Origin of the sequence: Cupriavidus sp. L7L (assembly GCF_004353535.1) — a bacterium.
GTDB classification, from domain to species: domain Bacteria; phylum Pseudomonadota; class Gammaproteobacteria; order Burkholderiales; family Burkholderiaceae; genus Cupriavidus; species Cupriavidus oxalaticus_A.
In genome coordinates, this window is the sequence record NZ_SMNY01000009.1 from 184,052 (window position 1) to 199,341 (window position 15,290).

Genomic DNA, 15,290 nt, shown 5'->3' on the forward strand with positions numbered 1-15,290 from the left:
AGAGGGGAGAAAACACGCAGCACGAAAGGTAATGCGCCGCATGATCAAGAGCCCCAACTGCCCCCTCTGCGAAACCGACGGCGGCGAACTGGTCTGGATGGGCGACCGCGCCCGCCTGATCCTGGTCGAGCATGACCGCTTTCCCGGATTCTGCCGCATCGTCTGGAACGACCACGTGGCCGAGCTGACCGACCTGGACGAGGCCGACCAGGCCTGGCTGATGCGGCTGGTGGCGCGCGTGGAGCGGTTGGTGCGCGAGGTGATGGCGCCCGACAAGGTCAACCTGGCGGCGTTCGGCAATATGGTGCCGCACCTGCACTGGCACATCGTCCCGCGCTACCGCTGGGACACGCATTTCCCCGAGGCGATCTGGGCGGCGCCGCAGCGCGCGGCGGACAGCGTGCGCGTGCAGGAGCTGGCCAGCCGGCTGCCGGCGCTGCGTACGGCACTTTCGCTGATCGAAGCCGGCGACGCCTGAAGGCGGGCGCGGAACCCGCGCCGGCCAGCAACCGTCTGAATGCTGTTGCCGCCGCGGTCGCGCCCGCGCGCCGCGGCACGAGAACAACATGCCCGGCCATGCAACCCGCTGGCGGGCCAGAAAGCTGCCGCTATGTCCTCGACCCCCACTTCCGTCACCGTACCGGGCCCGGCCGTCCCGGCCAAGGCCCTCAAGATCCAGAGCCGGCTGCGCATGGCCGCGACCTGGGCGCTGATCAAGCCCTACTGGAAATCCGACGACCGCGTCGCCGGCCTCGGCCTGCTCGCGCTGGTGGTCGTGCTCAACCTGGGCATCGTCTATATCAACGTGCTGCTCAACGAATGGAACCGCGTGTTCTACAACGCGCTGGAGCAGCGCGACTACGCCTCGTTCAAGGTGCTGCTGCTGCGCTTCTCGTGGATCGCGGCGTTCTTCATCGTGGCGGCGATCTCGCGCCAGTACTACACCATGATGCTGCAGATGCGCTGGCGTACCTGGATGACCGGCCGCTTCATGGGCCACTGGCTCGGGCACCAGGCCTACTACCGCATCGAACAGACCCGCGCCACCGACAACCCCGACCAGCGGATTGCCGACGACCTGCGCCTGTTCACCGACGGCGCGCTGTCGCTGTCGCTGGGGCTGCTCAACTCGGTGGTGACGCTGCTGTCCTTCGTCGGCATCCTGTGGGCGGTGTCGGGGCCGATCAGCTTTGCGCTGGGCGGCAGGGAATGGACCATCCCCGGCTACATGGTGTGGTTCGCGGCCGGCTATGCGGTGATCGGCTCGCTGGTGGCGCATCTGGTAGGGCGCCCGCTGATCGGGCTGAACTTCCAGCAGGAACAGTACGAAGCGGATTTCCGTTTCACGCTGGTGCGCCTGCGCGAGAACAGCGAGCCGGTGGCGCTGTACCGCGGCGAGCCGACCGAGCAGGCCGGCCTGCGTGCGCGCTTCGACCGCATCCGCGCCAACTGGAACCAGCTGATGCGCTATACGCGGCGGCTGACCTTTGTCAGTTCCGGCTATGCGCAGTTCGCCATCATCTTCCCGATCCTGGTGGCGGCGCCGCGCTACTTCGCCGGCAAGATGACGCTGGGCGGACTGATGCAGACCAGTTCCGCGTTCGGGCAGGTGCAGGGGGCGCTGTCGTGGTTCGTCGACAGCTATGCCACGCTGGTGGGCTGGAAGGCCGCAGCCAACCGCCTGATCGATTTCCAGGAAGCGATCCGCGTGGCCGAGCGCCAGGACATGGCCCCCGGCGGCACGCGTGACATCGAGGTCGAGCATGCCGGCAAGCCGCAGGAGGGCATCGTGATCGACGGCCTCGCGCTGGCGCTGCCGGTGCGCGCCGCGCGCGGCAGCGCCGTCGGCCAGCGTCCGCTGGTGGCGCCGTTCTCGCTGTCGGTCGCGCCGGGCGAGCGCTGGCTGGTCAGCGGCCCGTCCGGCTGCGGCAAGAGCGTGCTGTTCCGCGCGCTCGCCGGCATCTGGCCCTATGGCAGCGGCACCGTGACCATGCCCGAGGGCAAGCGCATGCTGTTCCTGCCGCAGCGCAGCTACCTGCCGATCGGCACCCTTGCCGATGCGCTGGCCTACCCGGATGCCGGTACCGAGCACAGCTCGGAAGCCCTGCAGGCGGCGCTGCGCCAGGCGCGGCTGGCGGCGCTGGCCGACCAGCTCGACGTGTTCGACAACTGGTCGCTGCGGCTGTCGCCGGGCGAGCAGCAGCGGCTGGCGTTCGCGCGGGCGCTGCTGCAGAAGCCCGACTACCTGTTCCTGGACGAAGCCACCAGCGCGCTCGATGAAGATACCGAAGGCGTGATGTACCGGCTGATGGTGGAGTCGTTGCCGGATGCCGCCATCGTCAGCATTGCGCACCGCAGCACGGTCGCGGCCTTCCATGGCCGGCGCCTGCGCTATGTGCCGCAGGACGAGGAGGCGGCGCGGGCTGCGCAAGCCGGCGAGCCTGGGGTAAGCTATCGGGTTGTAAGCGAAGCGTGATGCGGCGCGAGGCGGCGCCTGGGGCGCCGCTCGCTCATGCCGCCGCGCCGGATTCCCCCCCTACAGAGCGCCCGTGAACCGGGCCGCGATCATCATGGCTGGCCTGGACAAAGACACCCCCCATCCCACCGCACTGACCGTCCACACGCAATCGCGCGTGCTGGAAGTCGGCTTCGACAACGGCCGCAGCTTCCGGCTGCCGTTCGAACTGCTGCGCGTGTATTCGCCATCGGCCGAAGTGCAGGGCCATGGTCCCGGGCAGGAAATCCTGCAGACCGGCAAGCGCGACGTCGGCGTCAATGCCGTCGAGCCGGTGGGCAACTACGCCATCCTGATCCGCTTCACCGACGGCCACGACACCGGCATCTATTCGTGGGAACTGCTGTACCGGCTGGGCGACCAGCAGGACGCGCTGTGGCAGGACTACCTGAAGCGCCTGGAAACCGCCGGCGTCGATCGCGATACCCCCATGCCTGGTGCCGGCGCTGCCGGCGGCCACGGTTGCGGCCACCACCATTGAGCCGCCCCCGACCACCCTGGAGTCTGAGAAATGAGTGAAACCCACTTCGGGTTTGAGAAAGTCGACGAAACGGAAAAGGCCGGCAAGGTCGCCGGCGTGTTCCATTCGGTGGCGAGCAAGTATGACGTGATGAACGACCTGATGTCGGGCGGCATGCACCGGCTTTGGAAGATGTTCACCATCGCCCAGGCCAATGTGCGCCCCGGCCACAAGGTCCTGGACATCGCCGGCGGCACCGGCGACCTGGCCAAGGCGTTCGCCAGGCAGGCCGGCCCGACCGGCCAGGTCTGGCTGACCGACATCAACGAGTCGATGCTGCGCGTCGGCCGCGACCGGCTGCTGAACAAGGGCATCGTCACGCCGGTGGCGCTGTGCGACGCCGAGAAGATCCCGTTCCCCGACAACTACTTCGACCTCGTCACGGTGGCCTTCGGCCTGCGCAACATGACGCACAAGGAGGCCGCGCTGGCCGAGATGCGCCGCGTGGTCAAGCCCGGCGGCAAGGTCATGGTGCTGGAGTTCTCCAAGGTGTGGAAACCCCTGGAAAAGGCGTACGACGTCTATTCTTTCAAGGTACTGCCCTGGCTGGGCGAGCGCGTGGCAGGGGATGCTCCCAGCTATCGCTATCTCGCGGAATCGATCAGAATGCATCCAGACCAGGTTTCACTTGTACGCTTAATGGAACATGCGGGCCTGGAGAATGTCGAATACTTCAATCTGACGGCCGGAGTGGTGGCGCTCCACGTCGGGCGGAAGTATTAAGAACACTTGAAATCGCCATGCTCGCCCTAAAATGGGTGAATCTGACAGGGGATAACAGCATATGTCGTCAATTCGTGGAAAATTCCTGGTGGGGTCGCTGGTCACGGCGCTAGCCGTCGGGATGGCGTTCGACGCCGAGGCCAAGCGCATGGGCGGCTCGCGCAGCATTGGCAAGCAGTCTGAATCGGTGACGCAACGTCAGCAGACGCAACCCACCTCGCCCACGCAGCAAGCGCAGCAACCTGCACAGCAGGCAGCACCGGCCACGGCCGGGGCGGCCGGCGCGGCAGCGGCCGCGGCGCCCAAGCGTAACTGGGGCGGCATCCTCGGCGGCATCGCCGCCGGCCTGGGTATCGGCTGGCTGCTGTCGCACTTCGGCCTGGGCGGCGCGGCACTGAGCTTCCTGTCCAACCTGATCCTGATCGCGATCGTCGCCTTCGCGGTGATCTGGCTGATCCGCAAGTTCCGCGGTGGCAGCCAGCGCAGCCAGCAGCCGGCTTATGCAGGTGCGGCGGGTGCCGGCAATGCCGGCGGTTTGGGCCGCAGCGCCGAGCCGATGCTGCGCCAGCCGCTGAACACGCCGGCCAGCAACCCGGTGATGCCGGGCGCGGCGGCCGCGCCGGTGGCAGCTGATGCCGTGGCCCCGCAGCCGTGGGGCGTGCCGGCCGACTTCGATACCGACAACTTCCTGCGCAACGCCAAGGTCCACTTCGTGCGCCTGCAGGCGGCCTGGGACGCCGGCAATCTCGACGACATCCGCGAATTCACCACGCCGGAAATGTTCGCCGAGATCAAGATGGACCTGTCCGAGCGCGGCGCCGAGGTCAACAAGACCGACGTGGTCACGCTGGAAGGCCAGCTGCTCGGCATCGAGTCGACGCCGTCGCAGCATATCGCCAGCGTGCGCTTCTCCGGCATGATCCGCGAGAAGGCGGGCGAGGCGGCGCAGCCGTTCGCCGAGGTCTGGAACCTGGCCAAGCCGGCGACCGGCACCGGCGGCTGGCTGCTGGCCGGCATCCAGCAGGAGTCGTGATGCCGCGCCTCCGTGGCGAGTGATGCGCCCGGGGGAGTAGCTTAGAATGGAGGCCCACGTGAAAGCGTGGGCCTTTTTGTATTTGGGCGCCTGGCGTGCAACCTCGCCGGATGCCCGCATGTCTTCCAGCCAGCCAACCCGCGCTGCCATGAACACTCTGCCTTCCGCCCTGGCCACTCCAGCAGTCTCGGCACTGAACCACCTGCTCGAGCAGGAGCCGTGGGCCCGCAACCAGCTCGCGCCGTTTGCCGGGCGCGTGATCCGCTTCGATGCAGCCGCCTTCGTGCTGTCGCTGAAGGTGACCGAGCACGGCGGCACCGAGCTGGCGCCGGAAGCCGAGGCCCCCGCGGTGACGCTGCGCGTGCCGGTGCAGCAGTGGCCGCTGGTTGCCGCCGATGTCGCCGAGGGCGGCCAGGCCGCGGCCATGCGCCATGTGCGCATCGAAGGCGATGCCGAACTGGCCAATACCGTGTCGGCGCTGGCGCGCAACCTGCGCTGGGATGCCGAGGAAGACCTGTCCCTCGCGCTGCGCGGCATCCTGGGCGGGCCGCTCAGCGACAGCGTGGCGCAGCGCGTGGTCGGCGGCGCGCGCCAGGTCCACGAACAGGCTACGCGCATCGGCCGTGCACTGGTCGACAACGTCACCGATTACCTGCTGGACGAGCAGCCGACGCTGGTGCGCCACGCCGCGCTGGATGCCTTCGGCGCCGACGTGGGCCAGCTGCGCGACAGCCTGGCCCGGCTGGAAAAGCGGCTGGAAAAACTGGAGCGCGCCTCCGCCACTCCCGCCGCACCCGGCCAGCTGCCGTCGCCGCACCGCTGAGTCCGGCCCCGGCCGCATCCACCCCATGCCAACCGCTAACCTGACTGCCCGCCCCGGCCCCGAGAAGACTCCCGAATGACCCGCCTCCTGCGCCTTGGCAAGATCCTCTTCGTCATCCTTTACTACGGCCTGGACGAGCTGGTGCTGTCCGGCTTCAGCAACCGCAAGATCCGTTTCCTGGTGCGCGTCATCACCATCGGCCGCAAGCTCGACATGCCGCGTGGCGAGCGCCTGCGGCGCGCGCTGACGGCGCTGGGACCGATCTTCGTCAAATTCGGCCAGGTCCTGTCGACGCGCCGCGACCTGATGCCGCCCGATATCGCCGACGAGCTGGCCAAGCTGCAGGACCAGGTGCCGCCGTTCGACTCGGCCGTGGCGGTCAGGATCATCGAGCGCTCGCTGGGTCGGCCGATCGCCCAGCTGTTCGACACCTTCGAGCACCAGCCGGTGGCCAGCGCGTCGATCGCGCAAGTCCACTTCGCCACGCTCAAGGGCGGCCCCAACCACGGCCGCGAGGTCGCGGTGAAGGTGCTGCGCCCGGGCATGCTGCCGGTGATCGACAGCGACCTGGCGCTGATGCGCGACATGGCCACCTGGCTGGAGCGCTTCTGGGCCGACGGCAAGCGCCTGAAGCCGCGCGAGGTGGTGGCCGAGTTCGACAAATACCTGCACGACGAACTCGACCTGATGATCGAGGCGGCCAACGCCAGCCAGCTGCGCCGCAACTTTGCCGACACCAACCTGCTGCTGGTGCCCGAGGTGTTCTGGGACTGGTGCAGCAGCTCGGTGTTCGTGATGGAGCGCATGCATGGCATCCCGATCTCGCGCACCGAATCGCTCAAGGCGGCCGGCGTCGACATGCACCAGCTGGCCGAGGAGGGCGTCGAGATCTTCTTCACCCAGGTGTTCCGCGACGGCTTCTTCCATGCCGACATGCACCCGGGCAACATCCTGGTGTCGGTGCAGCCGGAGTCCTTCGGCCGCTACATCGCGCTGGACTTCGGCATCGTCGGCGCGCTGTCTGAGTTCGACAAGAACTACCTGGCGCAGAACTTCATCGCCTTTTTCCGCCGCGACTACCATCGCGTGGCGCTGCTGCACGTGGAATCCGGCTGGGTCCCGCCCGAGACCCGCGTGGAAGAGCTGGAAAGCGCGGTGCGCGCCTGCTGCGAGCCGTACTTCGACAAGCCGCTGAAGGAAATCTCGCTGGGCATGGTGCTGATGCGCCTGTTCCAGACCTCGCGCCGCTTCAATGTCGAGATCCAGCCGCAGCTGGTGCTGCTGCAGAAGACGCTGCTCAATATCGAAGGACTGGGCCGCCAGCTCGATCCGGACCTGGACCTGTGGAAGACCGCCAAGCCGTTCCTGGAGCGCTGGATGTACGAGCAGGTAGGCTGGAAGGGCGCCTGGGAGCGGGTCAAGGTGGAAGCCCCGCAGTGGGCCAAGATGCTGCCGGACTTCCCGCGGCTGGCGCACCAGTTCCTGGAGCGGCGCGCGCTGGCCGGCAACGGCGAGCAGGACAAGCTGCTGGCGCAGCTGGTGGCCGAGCAGCGCCGCACCAACCGGCTGCTGGGCACGGCGCTGCTGCTGGTCGGCGGCTTTGTCGCCGGCATCGTGCTGACGCACGTGCTGGCGTGGGGCGGCTACTGACAAGCGACCCGCTATATAAGTAAGAGTAAGCAGGCAAACGAGGAGACAGTCCCCATGGCCGACGTGCCCAAGCCCGCCCCGGCGTTCAGCACGCGCAACGCCGCCGACCCGTCATTCTGGGACGAGCGCTTCGCGCAGCACTTCACGCCCTGGGACGCAGGCGGCGTGCCGGAGGAGTTCCGCCAGTTCATCGCCGGCCGCGCGCCGTGCCCGACGCTGGTGCCGGGCTGCGGCAACGGCTGGGAGGCAGCGTGGCTGTTCGAGCAGGGCTGGCCGGTGACGGCAATCGATTTTTCGGCGCAGGCGGTGGTCTCGGCCAAACGCGCGCTGGGTCCGGCCGGGGCGGTGGTGCAGCAGGCCGATTTCTTCGCCTTCACGCCCCAGCCGCCATGCCAGCTGGTCTACGAGCGTGCCTTCCTGTGCGCGCTGCCGCCGGCGATGCGGGGCGCCTATGCCGTCCGCGTGGCCGAGTTGCTGCCGCCGGGCGGCTTGCTGGCTGGCTACTTCTACGTGGGGGAGCACCGCGGCGGACCGCCCTTCGCGATGCCCGAGGCCGAGCTGGCGGCTCTGCTGGGAACCGCTTTCGAGCGCCTGGAAGACCGGCCCTCGGCCGCGCCGCTGCCCGTGTTCCAGGGGCAGGAGCGCTGGCAGGTGTGGCGGCGGCTGGGCGGCTGAGCGTTCGCTCCCAGCCGTTGTGGCGCTCCGGATGCACCCGCGTGGCGCATTTGCCCCACCCGGGAATTTTTTTGTCCCGCGCCGGTCTGCGTCGCTATAATCCGCGTTTTGATTCGGCTACGACCGCAGGCCCTGCCGCGCGCTCCCGCTCCGGGAACTCGCCAAGAAGCTCCTCACGCGGCCCCGACCGATGAATTGGACTCCGGGCAGGCGCAATTGACGTGTCACGCAAGCCGCCCCGGCATTCGGTTTTTCGCCACAAGGGCACTTTCTGCATAGGCAGCGGCATGCTGATCTGGTTCGTCATCATCTACTGGGTAATCTCGGTCGGCATCGGCCTGTGGGCGGCGCTGCGCGTACGCAACACCACCGATTTCGCCGTCGCCGGGCGCAGCCTGCCGTTCCATATCGTCACCGCCACCGTCTTTGCCACCTGGTTCGGCTCCGAGACCGTGCTGGGCATCCCGGCCGTGTTCCTCAAGGAGGGGCTGTCGGGGGTGGTGTCTGACCCGTTCGGCTCGTCGCTGTGCCTGATCCTGGTGGGCCTGTTCTTCGCCCGGCCGCTGTACCGGATGAACCTGCTGACCATCGGCGACTACTACCACAACCGCTACGGCAGGCTGGCCGAGGTGCTGACCACGCTGTGCATCGTGGTCTCGTACCTGGGCTGGGTCGCGGCGCAGATCAAGGCGCTGGGGCTGGTGTTCTATACGGTCTCGGACGGCGCGCTGTCGCAGGAGGCCGGCATGATGATCGGCGCTGCCAGCGTGCTGGTCTATACGCTGTTCGGCGGCATGTGGTCGGTGGCGATCACCGACTTCATCCAGATGATCATCATCGTGATCGGCATGATGTATATCGGCTACGAGGTCAGCGGACAGGCTGGCGGCGTCACGGCGGTGGTGTCGCACGCGGCCGCGGCGGGCAAGTTCGAGTTCCTGCCGGCGCTGGATTTCGTGCAGATCATCGGCTTTGCCGCGGCGCTGTTCACCATGATGCTGGGCTCGATCCCGCAGCAGGACGTGTTCCAGCGGGTGACTTCGTCGCGCACCGAGCAGATCGCCGGGCGCGCCTCGGTGCTGGGCGGCGTGCTGTATTTCTGCTTCGCCTTTATCCCGATGTTCCTGGCGTATTCGGCCACGCTGATCGATCCGGGCATGGTGGCCAAGTACATCGACACCGATTCGCAGCTGATCCTGCCGCAGCTGATCCTGCAGCATGCCCCGATGTTCGCCCAGGTGATGTTCTTCGGCGCGCTGCTGTCGGCGATCAAGAGCTGCGCCTCGGCGACGCTGCTGGCGCCGTCGGTGACCTTTGCCGAGAACATCCTGCGCCCGTATTTCCGCCATCTCGACGACAAGCAGTTCCTGCGCGTGATGCAGAGCGTGGTGCTGGTGTTCACCACGCTGGTGACGCTGTTCGCGCTGAACTCGCACCTGTCGATCTTCCATATGGTCGAAAATGCCTACAAGGTCACGCTGGTGTCGTCCTTCGTGCCGCTGGCCTTCGGCATGTTCTGGAAGCACGCCACCCGCCAGGGCGGCCTGGCCGCGATCCTGCTGGGCCTGACCTCGTGGCTCACCTGCGAGGTCGCCTTCGCCGATGCGGTGGTCCCGCCGCAAATGGTAGGCCTGATGTTCTCGATCAGCGGCATGGTGGTCGGCTCGCTGCTGCCGCAGTGGATCGCGGATCACGCGCCGGTCAAGGAAGTGCATATCGCCTGACCCGGCGCCTCGCCACTCCCAAGGCAGGGCCCCGATAGCCCTCCATTTCCGGTCATCAGCCAGCCACAGAACGGTTTATAATTCAAGGCTTTGCATCGCCATGCGGGGCGGCGCGCGCGGGTTTCCGCGCTCTCCGGCACCGGCGGCGATGCCCGCCTTTGTACCGATTTCCGTAGTTTTCTCGCCAAAAGACACCATGCCGATCTATGCCTACCGTTGCGACGCCTGCGGCCACGGGCGCGATGTGCTGCAAAAAATGAGCGACGCCCCGCTGACGGACTGCCCGTCGTGCGGCGCCGCCGGTTCGTTCAAGAAGCAGCTGACCGCGGCCGGCTTCCAGCTCAAGGGCTCGGGCTGGTACGTGACCGACTTCCGCGGCGGCAGCGGCGGCACCAGCGCGCCGGCCGCGGGCGGTGCGGCTGCCGGCGCGGCAGCGGCCAGCGCCCCGGCCGCCGCCGAATCGTCTTCGGCCAGCACCACCACCGCCGCCGCGCCTGCCGCCGGCGGTTGCGGCAGCGCCTGCGCCTGCCACTGATCCGGATCGCCAAGTGGTCGCCAAGAAGACTTCCGCCCTCAAGACCTGGTTCCTGACCGGTCTGCTGGTGCTGGTGCCGCTGGGCATCACGCTGTGGGTGCTCAGCCTGATCATCGGCACGATGGACCAGAGCCTGGCACTGCTGCCCGAGGCCTGGCGCCCGGACCGGCTCATGTTCGGCAAGCGCGTCACCGGCCTCGGCGCCATCCTGACGCTGCTGTTCATCCTGCTGGTCGGCCTGCTGGCGCATAACTTCATCGGTCAGCGCCTGGTGCGCTGGTGGGAAGCGCTGCTGGGCCATATCCCCGTGGTCGGCCCGATCTACACCAGCGTCAAGCAGGTGTCGGACACGCTGCTGTCGTCGTCGGGCAATGCTTTCCGCAAGGCGCTGCTGGTGCAGTATCCGCGCGAGGGCTCGTGGACCATCGCCTTCCTGACCGGCCGCCCCGGCGGCGACGTGCAGAACCACCTGCAGGGCGAGTACGTCAGCGTCTACGTGCCGACCACGCCGAATCCGACTTCGGGCTTCTTCCTGATGATGCCCAAGGCCGACACCATCGAACTCGACATGACCGTCGACGCCGCGCTCAAGTACATCGTCTCGATGGGCGTGGTGGCGCCGGCCGAGCTGCCCCGCAAGAGCGATAGCGCGCCGCCGCCGCAGCGGCCGCCGGCCAGCCGCGCCAGCAGCGGGGAAGCGGTCGAGACGACCGATCCTTAAGCATTCAAACAGATACGAGCCGCCCGATCTGCTTCGGGCGGCAGCGTTTTACCGGGAATCTCTCCTTATGTCCTCCATGCGTACTCACTACTGCGGTCTGGTGACCGAACAATTCTCGGGCCAGGAAGTGGCCCTGACCGGCTGGGTCCAGCGCCGCCGCGACCATGGCGGCGTGATCTTCATCGACCTGCGCGACCGCGAAGGCCTGGTGCAGGTGGTGTGCGACCCGGACCGCCCCGAGATGTTCAAGGCCGCGGAAGAGATCCGCAACGAGTTCTGCATTCGCGTCACCGGCAAGGTGCGTCCGCGCCCGGCCGGCACCGAGAACGCCAACCTGACCTCGGGCAAGATCGAAGTGCTGTGCCACGAGCTGACCGTGCTGAACCCGTCGGTCACGCCCCCGTTCCAGCTCGACGACGACAATCTGTCGGAAACCACCCGCCTGACGCACCGCGTGCTGGACCTGCGCCGCCCGCAGATGCAGTACAACCTGCGCCTGCGCTACAAGGTGGCGATGGAAGTGCGCAAGTTCCTGGACGCCCAGGGCTTCATCGACATCGAGACCCCGATGCTGGGCAAGAGCACGCCCGAAGGCGCGCGCGACTACCTGGTGCCGTCGCGCGTGAACCCGGGCCACTTCTTCGCGCTGCCGCAGTCGCCGCAGATCTTCAAGCAGATGCTGATGGTCTCGGGCTTCGACCGCTACTACCAGATCACCAAGTGCTTCCGCGACGAAGACCTGCGCGCGGATCGCCAGCCTGAATTTACGCAGATCGACTGCGAGACCTCGTTCCTGACCGAGCAGGAGATCCGCGACCTGTTCGAGGACATGATGCGCACGGTGTTCAAGAACGCCATCGATGTCGACCTGGACGCCAAGTTCCCGGTGATGGAGTTCCGCGAAGCCATGGCCCGCTTCGGCTCGGACAAGCCTGACCTGCGCGTCAAGCTGGAATTCACCGAGCTGACGGAAGTGATGAAGGACGTCGATTTCAAGGTGTTCTCGGGCCCGGCCAACAGCGACAACGGCCGCGTGGTCGGCCTGCGCGTGCCGGGCGGCGGCGCCATCTCGCGTGGCGAGATCGACGCCTACACCCAGTTTGTCGGCATCTACGGCGCCAAGGGCCTGGCCTGGATCAAGGTCAACGAAGTGGCCAAGGGCCGCGACGGCCTGCAGTCGCCGATCGTCAAGAACCTGCACGACGCTGCCATTGCCGAGATCCTGAAGCGCACCGGCGCCCAGGACGGCGACATCATCTTCTTCGGCGCCGACAAGGCCAAGGTGGTCAACGACTCGATCGGCGCGCTGCGCCTGAAGATCGGCCACTCCGACTTCGGCAAGGCCAATGGCCTGTTCGAGGACGCCTGGAAGCCGCTGTGGGTGGTGGACTTCCCGATGTTCGAGTACGACGAGGAAGACGCCCGCTGGGTCGCCATGCACCACCCGTTCACCAGCCCCAAGGACGAGCACCTGGAATACCTGGAGACCGACCCGGGCAAGTGCCTGGCCAAGGCCTACGACATGGTGCTGAACGGCTGGGAAATGGGCGGCGGCTCGGTCCGTATCTTCCGCTCGGACATCCAGAGCAAGGTGTTCCGCGCGCTCAACATCAACGACGAGGAAGCCCGCGCCAAGTTCGGCTACCTGCTGGACGCGCTGCAGTACGGCGCGCCCCCGCACGGCGGCCTGGCCTTCGGCCTGGACCGTATCGTGACCATGATGGCCGGCGCCGACTCGATCCGCGACGTGATCGCCTTCCCCAAGACCCAGCGCGCCCAGGACCTGCTGACCCAGGCCCCGAGCTCGGTCGACGAGAAGCAGCTGCGCGAGCTGCACATCCGCCTGCGCGCTGCGGAACCGAAGCCGAACGCCTGAGTTGCTGTGCCTCCCGGGTAAAGAAAGCCGCGCCGATGCGCGGCTTTTTTGCGTTCTGCGCAATACCGCGCCCGCGGTGCCGCCTGCAGCGCTTTGGTTTCGATTTGTTACCGCTAGGAACGAAGCCCGCGACGGCCGTGTCTCCTTTCTTTGACACGTAATTTGCCGAGGGGCCTCCGCGATGAAGGTTCCCGGCGCTCGGGAGGAAATTCGTGAACATGAACCTGGATACCGAACTGATCCGCCAGTTCCTGCTGGCTCACCAGGAAACCATCGTGACCTGGCTGGTGGCCGGGCTGGTAATGATGCTGCTGGCCCGCTTCGAGCTGCGCCGCGCCCAGCGCCGCGCGGCGGTGGCCATGTCCGAATCGGTGGCTACCACGGTGGCCGCCTGCGTGCCGGATATCGCTCATGCCGTGCAGGCGGCGTCGCCGCAGCCGCTGGCCGAACCGGTCGAGATGCAGCGTGCCGAAGCGCTGCGCCGGCTGGCGCTGGACACCGTCGGCGCGGTCATGACGCGCGGGCGCTGGCTCGATGAGCTGGGCAACCTGCGCCTGGCGGACGACGCGCTGCTCGACGGCCAGCGTGCCGGCGGCGCTGACCCGCTGCTGGTGGTGGCGCCGCAGCCGTCGGTGCAGGCCTACCTGGCGGCCCAGCGCGTGTTCGAGGACGAGGCCGCGCAGGTGCAGGCGCTGCGCCGCGATGCCCAGCGCCACCAGGAAGCGCTGCAGGCGCTTGACGCCGAGGCCGCCCATATCGAGCAGGAAACCGGCAGCATCGTGCTGCGCTTCGAGCAGGTCAATGCGCAGGCTGCCCAGGGCGTCGATGGCGGCGACTACCAGCGCTTCCTGATCCAGAAGTACAACGCCCTTGGCCAGCGTGAGAAGGACATCGCACAGGAGCGCGTACACCTGCAGGCCCAGGCGCGGCTGAGCGCCGACGTGCTGGCCGAGCGCGCCCGCTCTGCCTCGCGGCGCTACCGCGAGTCGCTGGCGCCGCTGATGGACCAGCTGCGTGCCGCCTGGGGCCATGGCGACTCGCCGCAGGTGTTCGATACCTGGCAGCATCAAGGCACCGGGCAGGGCACCGAGCCGTACCTGGCGCCCCACGCCTCCGCGCGCAACGCTGCCTGAGACAGGGCCATCGGTCCCGGGGACCGCGCTTTCGCGTGGCAAGCGCGCGCGGCTGCGCTATCCTTGGGTTTGTCCTTTCGCCCAGTCCCATGCCCTACAAGATTCCGGAATCCGTGCTGGTCGTGATCTACACGCCAGATCTTCAAGTCTTGCTGCTGGAACGCGCCGATCGCCCGGGGTTCTGGCAGTCCGTGACCGGCAGCCTCGATACCCTGGACGAACCCCTGGCATTGACCGCCGCACGCGAGGTGGCGGAGGAAACCGGCATCATTACCGGCGAGCACCTGCTGGCCGACTGGGGCCATTCGATCCAGTACGAGATCTACCCGCAGTGGCGGCACCGCTACGCCGAAGGCGTCACGCGCAATACCGAGCACTGGTTCGGCCTGCGTGTGCATGAAGCGTTGCCGGTGACGCTGGCGCCACGCGAGCACCTGCAATACAAGTGGCTGCCGTGGGAGCAGGCCGCCGCCCAATGCTTCTCCAGCAGCAATGCCGAAGCCATCCGCCAGCTGGCCTGGCGCGCGGCCGGTGCCGCCGGGCAGCAGGCGCTATGCGGAGCGCAGCCATGAAACTGCGCGTGGTCACCTACAACATCCACAAGGGGGTGACCGGCCTGTCGCGGCGCCCGCGCATCCAGAACGTGCGGGCCGGCCTGCATGCGATGGATGCGGACATCGTCTTCCTGCAGGAAGTGCAGGACCGCAACGACCGCCTGGTGGCGGCGGCGCTGTTCGATCCCGACCATACCCAGCTCAACTACCTGGCGACCGATGCGTATCCGCATTCGGTCTACGGGCGCAACGCGGTCTATGACTACGGCCATCACGGCAACGCGATCCTGTCGCGCCATCCGATCCTGATGTCCGAAAACCTCGACATTTCCGACCACCGCTTCGAACAGCGCGGACTGCTGCATGCGGTGGCGGACATCAACGGCATCGAGACCCACCTGATCTGCGTGCATTTCGGCCTGTTCGCCCGCAGCCGCGCCCGCCAGGCCGAGGCGCTGGTCGAGCGCGTGCGCAACGTGGTGCCCGAGGGGGTGCCGCTGGTGATCGCCGGCGACTTCAACGACTGGAACCACCGGCTCGATGCGCAGATCTGCAATACGCTGCATGCGGTGGAGGCGTCGCACGCGCGCGGCGCGCGGCTGCATACGTTCCCGAGCCATATGCCGTGGTGGCAGCTGGACCGGATCTACGTGCGCGGCTTCGAGATCGAGCGCGCGCACGCGCTGACCGGGCGGGACTGGGCGCAGCGGTCGGACCATGTGCCGCTGGTGGCGGAACTGGGTCGTGCGCACAAGGAGGCTGTGGAAGCGGCGGCCGAGCAGCGGGACAAGGCTGCCTGAGGCAGTCG

At 67.5% G+C, this 15,290-nt stretch carries 15 protein-coding genes; all 15 read left to right on the top strand.

Annotated elements, in window-relative coordinates:
• Positions 1–40: 40 nt before the first annotated feature.
• The 15 genes from E1J61_RS08775 (at position 41) to E1J61_RS08845 (ending at position 15,282) form a co-directional block, all read left to right on the top strand.
• Positions 41–478: an HIT family protein gene (locus tag E1J61_RS08775; RefSeq protein ID WP_133093693.1), complete on the top strand. Its 438-nt coding sequence runs from the start codon at positions 41–43 to the stop codon at positions 476–478.
• A 132-nt stretch (positions 479–610) separates the two neighbouring features.
• Entirely contained in the window at positions 611–2,476 is a 1,866-nt protein-coding gene (locus E1J61_RS08780; protein WP_133093694.1) for an ABC transporter ATP-binding protein/permease, read from the top strand.
• 94 nt (positions 2,477–2,570) lie between these two features.
• The gene (locus tag E1J61_RS08785) at positions 2,571–2,996 is read left to right on the top strand and encodes a gamma-butyrobetaine hydroxylase-like domain-containing protein (protein ID WP_133094203.1); all 426 of its coding nucleotides are present in this window, start codon (positions 2,571–2,573) and stop codon (positions 2,994–2,996) included.
• A 30-nt stretch (positions 2,997–3,026) separates the two neighbouring features.
• On the top strand, positions 3,027–3,758 hold the full coding sequence (gene ubiE / locus E1J61_RS08790; RefSeq protein ID WP_133093695.1) for a bifunctional demethylmenaquinone methyltransferase/2-methoxy-6-polyprenyl-1,4-benzoquinol methylase UbiE: 732 nt from the start codon (positions 3,027–3,029) through the stop codon (positions 3,756–3,758).
• 61 nt (positions 3,759–3,819) lie between these two features.
• The gene (locus E1J61_RS08795; RefSeq protein WP_133093696.1) at positions 3,820–4,791 is read left to right on the top strand and encodes a Tim44 domain-containing protein; all 972 of its coding nucleotides are present in this window, start codon (positions 3,820–3,822) and stop codon (positions 4,789–4,791) included.
• Positions 4,792–4,939: 148 nt separating this feature from the next.
• On the top strand, positions 4,940–5,614 hold the full coding sequence (locus E1J61_RS08800) for an SCP2 domain-containing protein (protein WP_133093697.1): 675 nt from the start codon (positions 4,940–4,942) through the stop codon (positions 5,612–5,614).
• 75 nt (positions 5,615–5,689) lie between these two features.
• Complete coding sequence (gene ubiB / locus E1J61_RS08805; RefSeq protein ID WP_133093698.1) at positions 5,690–7,264, top strand: ubiquinone biosynthesis regulatory protein kinase UbiB; 1,575 nt, start codon at positions 5,690–5,692, stop codon at positions 7,262–7,264.
• 54 nt (positions 7,265–7,318) lie between these two features.
• Positions 7,319–7,939, top strand: a complete 621-nt coding sequence (locus E1J61_RS08810) for a methyltransferase domain-containing protein (protein WP_133093699.1) — start codon at positions 7,319–7,321, stop codon at positions 7,937–7,939.
• 287 nt (positions 7,940–8,226) lie between these two features.
• Entirely contained in the window at positions 8,227–9,663 is a 1,437-nt protein-coding gene (locus E1J61_RS08815; protein WP_133093700.1) for a sodium:solute symporter family protein, read from the top strand.
• Between the two features lie 196 nt (positions 9,664–9,859).
• Positions 9,860–10,198, top strand: a complete 339-nt coding sequence (locus tag E1J61_RS08820; RefSeq protein ID WP_063236766.1) for an FmdB family zinc ribbon protein — start codon at positions 9,860–9,862, stop codon at positions 10,196–10,198.
• Positions 10,199–10,211: 13 nt separating this feature from the next.
• The gene (locus tag E1J61_RS08825) at positions 10,212–10,919 is read left to right on the top strand and encodes a DUF502 domain-containing protein (protein ID WP_133093701.1); all 708 of its coding nucleotides are present in this window, start codon (positions 10,212–10,214) and stop codon (positions 10,917–10,919) included.
• 67 nt (positions 10,920–10,986) lie between these two features.
• Entirely contained in the window at positions 10,987–12,795 is a 1,809-nt protein-coding gene (gene aspS / locus E1J61_RS08830) for an aspartate--tRNA ligase (RefSeq protein ID WP_133093702.1), read from the top strand.
• A gap of 218 nt (positions 12,796–13,013) precedes the next feature.
• A complete protein-coding gene (locus E1J61_RS08835) occupies positions 13,014–13,928 on the top strand; it encodes a hypothetical protein (protein ID WP_133093703.1) in 915 nt (304 codons plus the stop codon).
• An 89-nt stretch (positions 13,929–14,017) separates the two neighbouring features.
• Positions 14,018–14,500, top strand: coding sequence for a dihydroneopterin triphosphate diphosphatase (gene nudB / locus E1J61_RS08840; RefSeq protein ID WP_133093704.1), 483 nt, complete (start codon positions 14,018–14,020; stop codon positions 14,498–14,500).
• Complete coding sequence (locus E1J61_RS08845) at positions 14,497–15,282, top strand: endonuclease/exonuclease/phosphatase family protein (RefSeq protein WP_133093705.1); 786 nt, start codon at positions 14,497–14,499, stop codon at positions 15,280–15,282. Before nudB ends, E1J61_RS08845 begins: the two co-directional genes overlap by 4 nt.
• Positions 15,283–15,290: the final 8 nt, after the last annotated feature.

Coding starts and splice junctions, on each gene's coding strand:
- E1J61_RS08775 (WP_133093693.1), top strand. CDS start 41: ATGATCAAGAGCCCCAACTGCCCCCTCTGCGAAACCGACGGCGGCGAA.
- E1J61_RS08780 (WP_133093694.1), top strand. CDS start 611: ATGTCCTCGACCCCCACTTCCGTCACCGTACCGGGCCCGGCCGTCCCG.
- E1J61_RS08785 (WP_133094203.1), top strand. CDS start 2,571: ATGGCTGGCCTGGACAAAGACACCCCCCATCCCACCGCACTGACCGTC.
- ubiE (WP_133093695.1), top strand. CDS start 3,027: ATGAGTGAAACCCACTTCGGGTTTGAGAAAGTCGACGAAACGGAAAAG.
- E1J61_RS08795 (WP_133093696.1), top strand. CDS start 3,820: ATGTCGTCAATTCGTGGAAAATTCCTGGTGGGGTCGCTGGTCACGGCG.
- E1J61_RS08800 (WP_133093697.1), top strand. CDS start 4,940: ATGAACACTCTGCCTTCCGCCCTGGCCACTCCAGCAGTCTCGGCACTG.
- ubiB (WP_133093698.1), top strand. CDS start 5,690: ATGACCCGCCTCCTGCGCCTTGGCAAGATCCTCTTCGTCATCCTTTAC.
- E1J61_RS08810 (WP_133093699.1), top strand. CDS start 7,319: ATGGCCGACGTGCCCAAGCCCGCCCCGGCGTTCAGCACGCGCAACGCC.
- E1J61_RS08815 (WP_133093700.1), top strand. CDS start 8,227: ATGCTGATCTGGTTCGTCATCATCTACTGGGTAATCTCGGTCGGCATC.
- E1J61_RS08820 (WP_063236766.1), top strand. CDS start 9,860: ATGCCGATCTATGCCTACCGTTGCGACGCCTGCGGCCACGGGCGCGAT.
- aspS (WP_133093702.1), top strand. CDS start 10,987: ATGTCCTCCATGCGTACTCACTACTGCGGTCTGGTGACCGAACAATTC.
- E1J61_RS08835 (WP_133093703.1), top strand. CDS start 13,014: ATGAACCTGGATACCGAACTGATCCGCCAGTTCCTGCTGGCTCACCAG.
- nudB (WP_133093704.1), top strand. CDS start 14,018: ATGCCCTACAAGATTCCGGAATCCGTGCTGGTCGTGATCTACACGCCA.
- E1J61_RS08845 (WP_133093705.1), top strand. CDS start 14,497: ATGAAACTGCGCGTGGTCACCTACAACATCCACAAGGGGGTGACCGGC.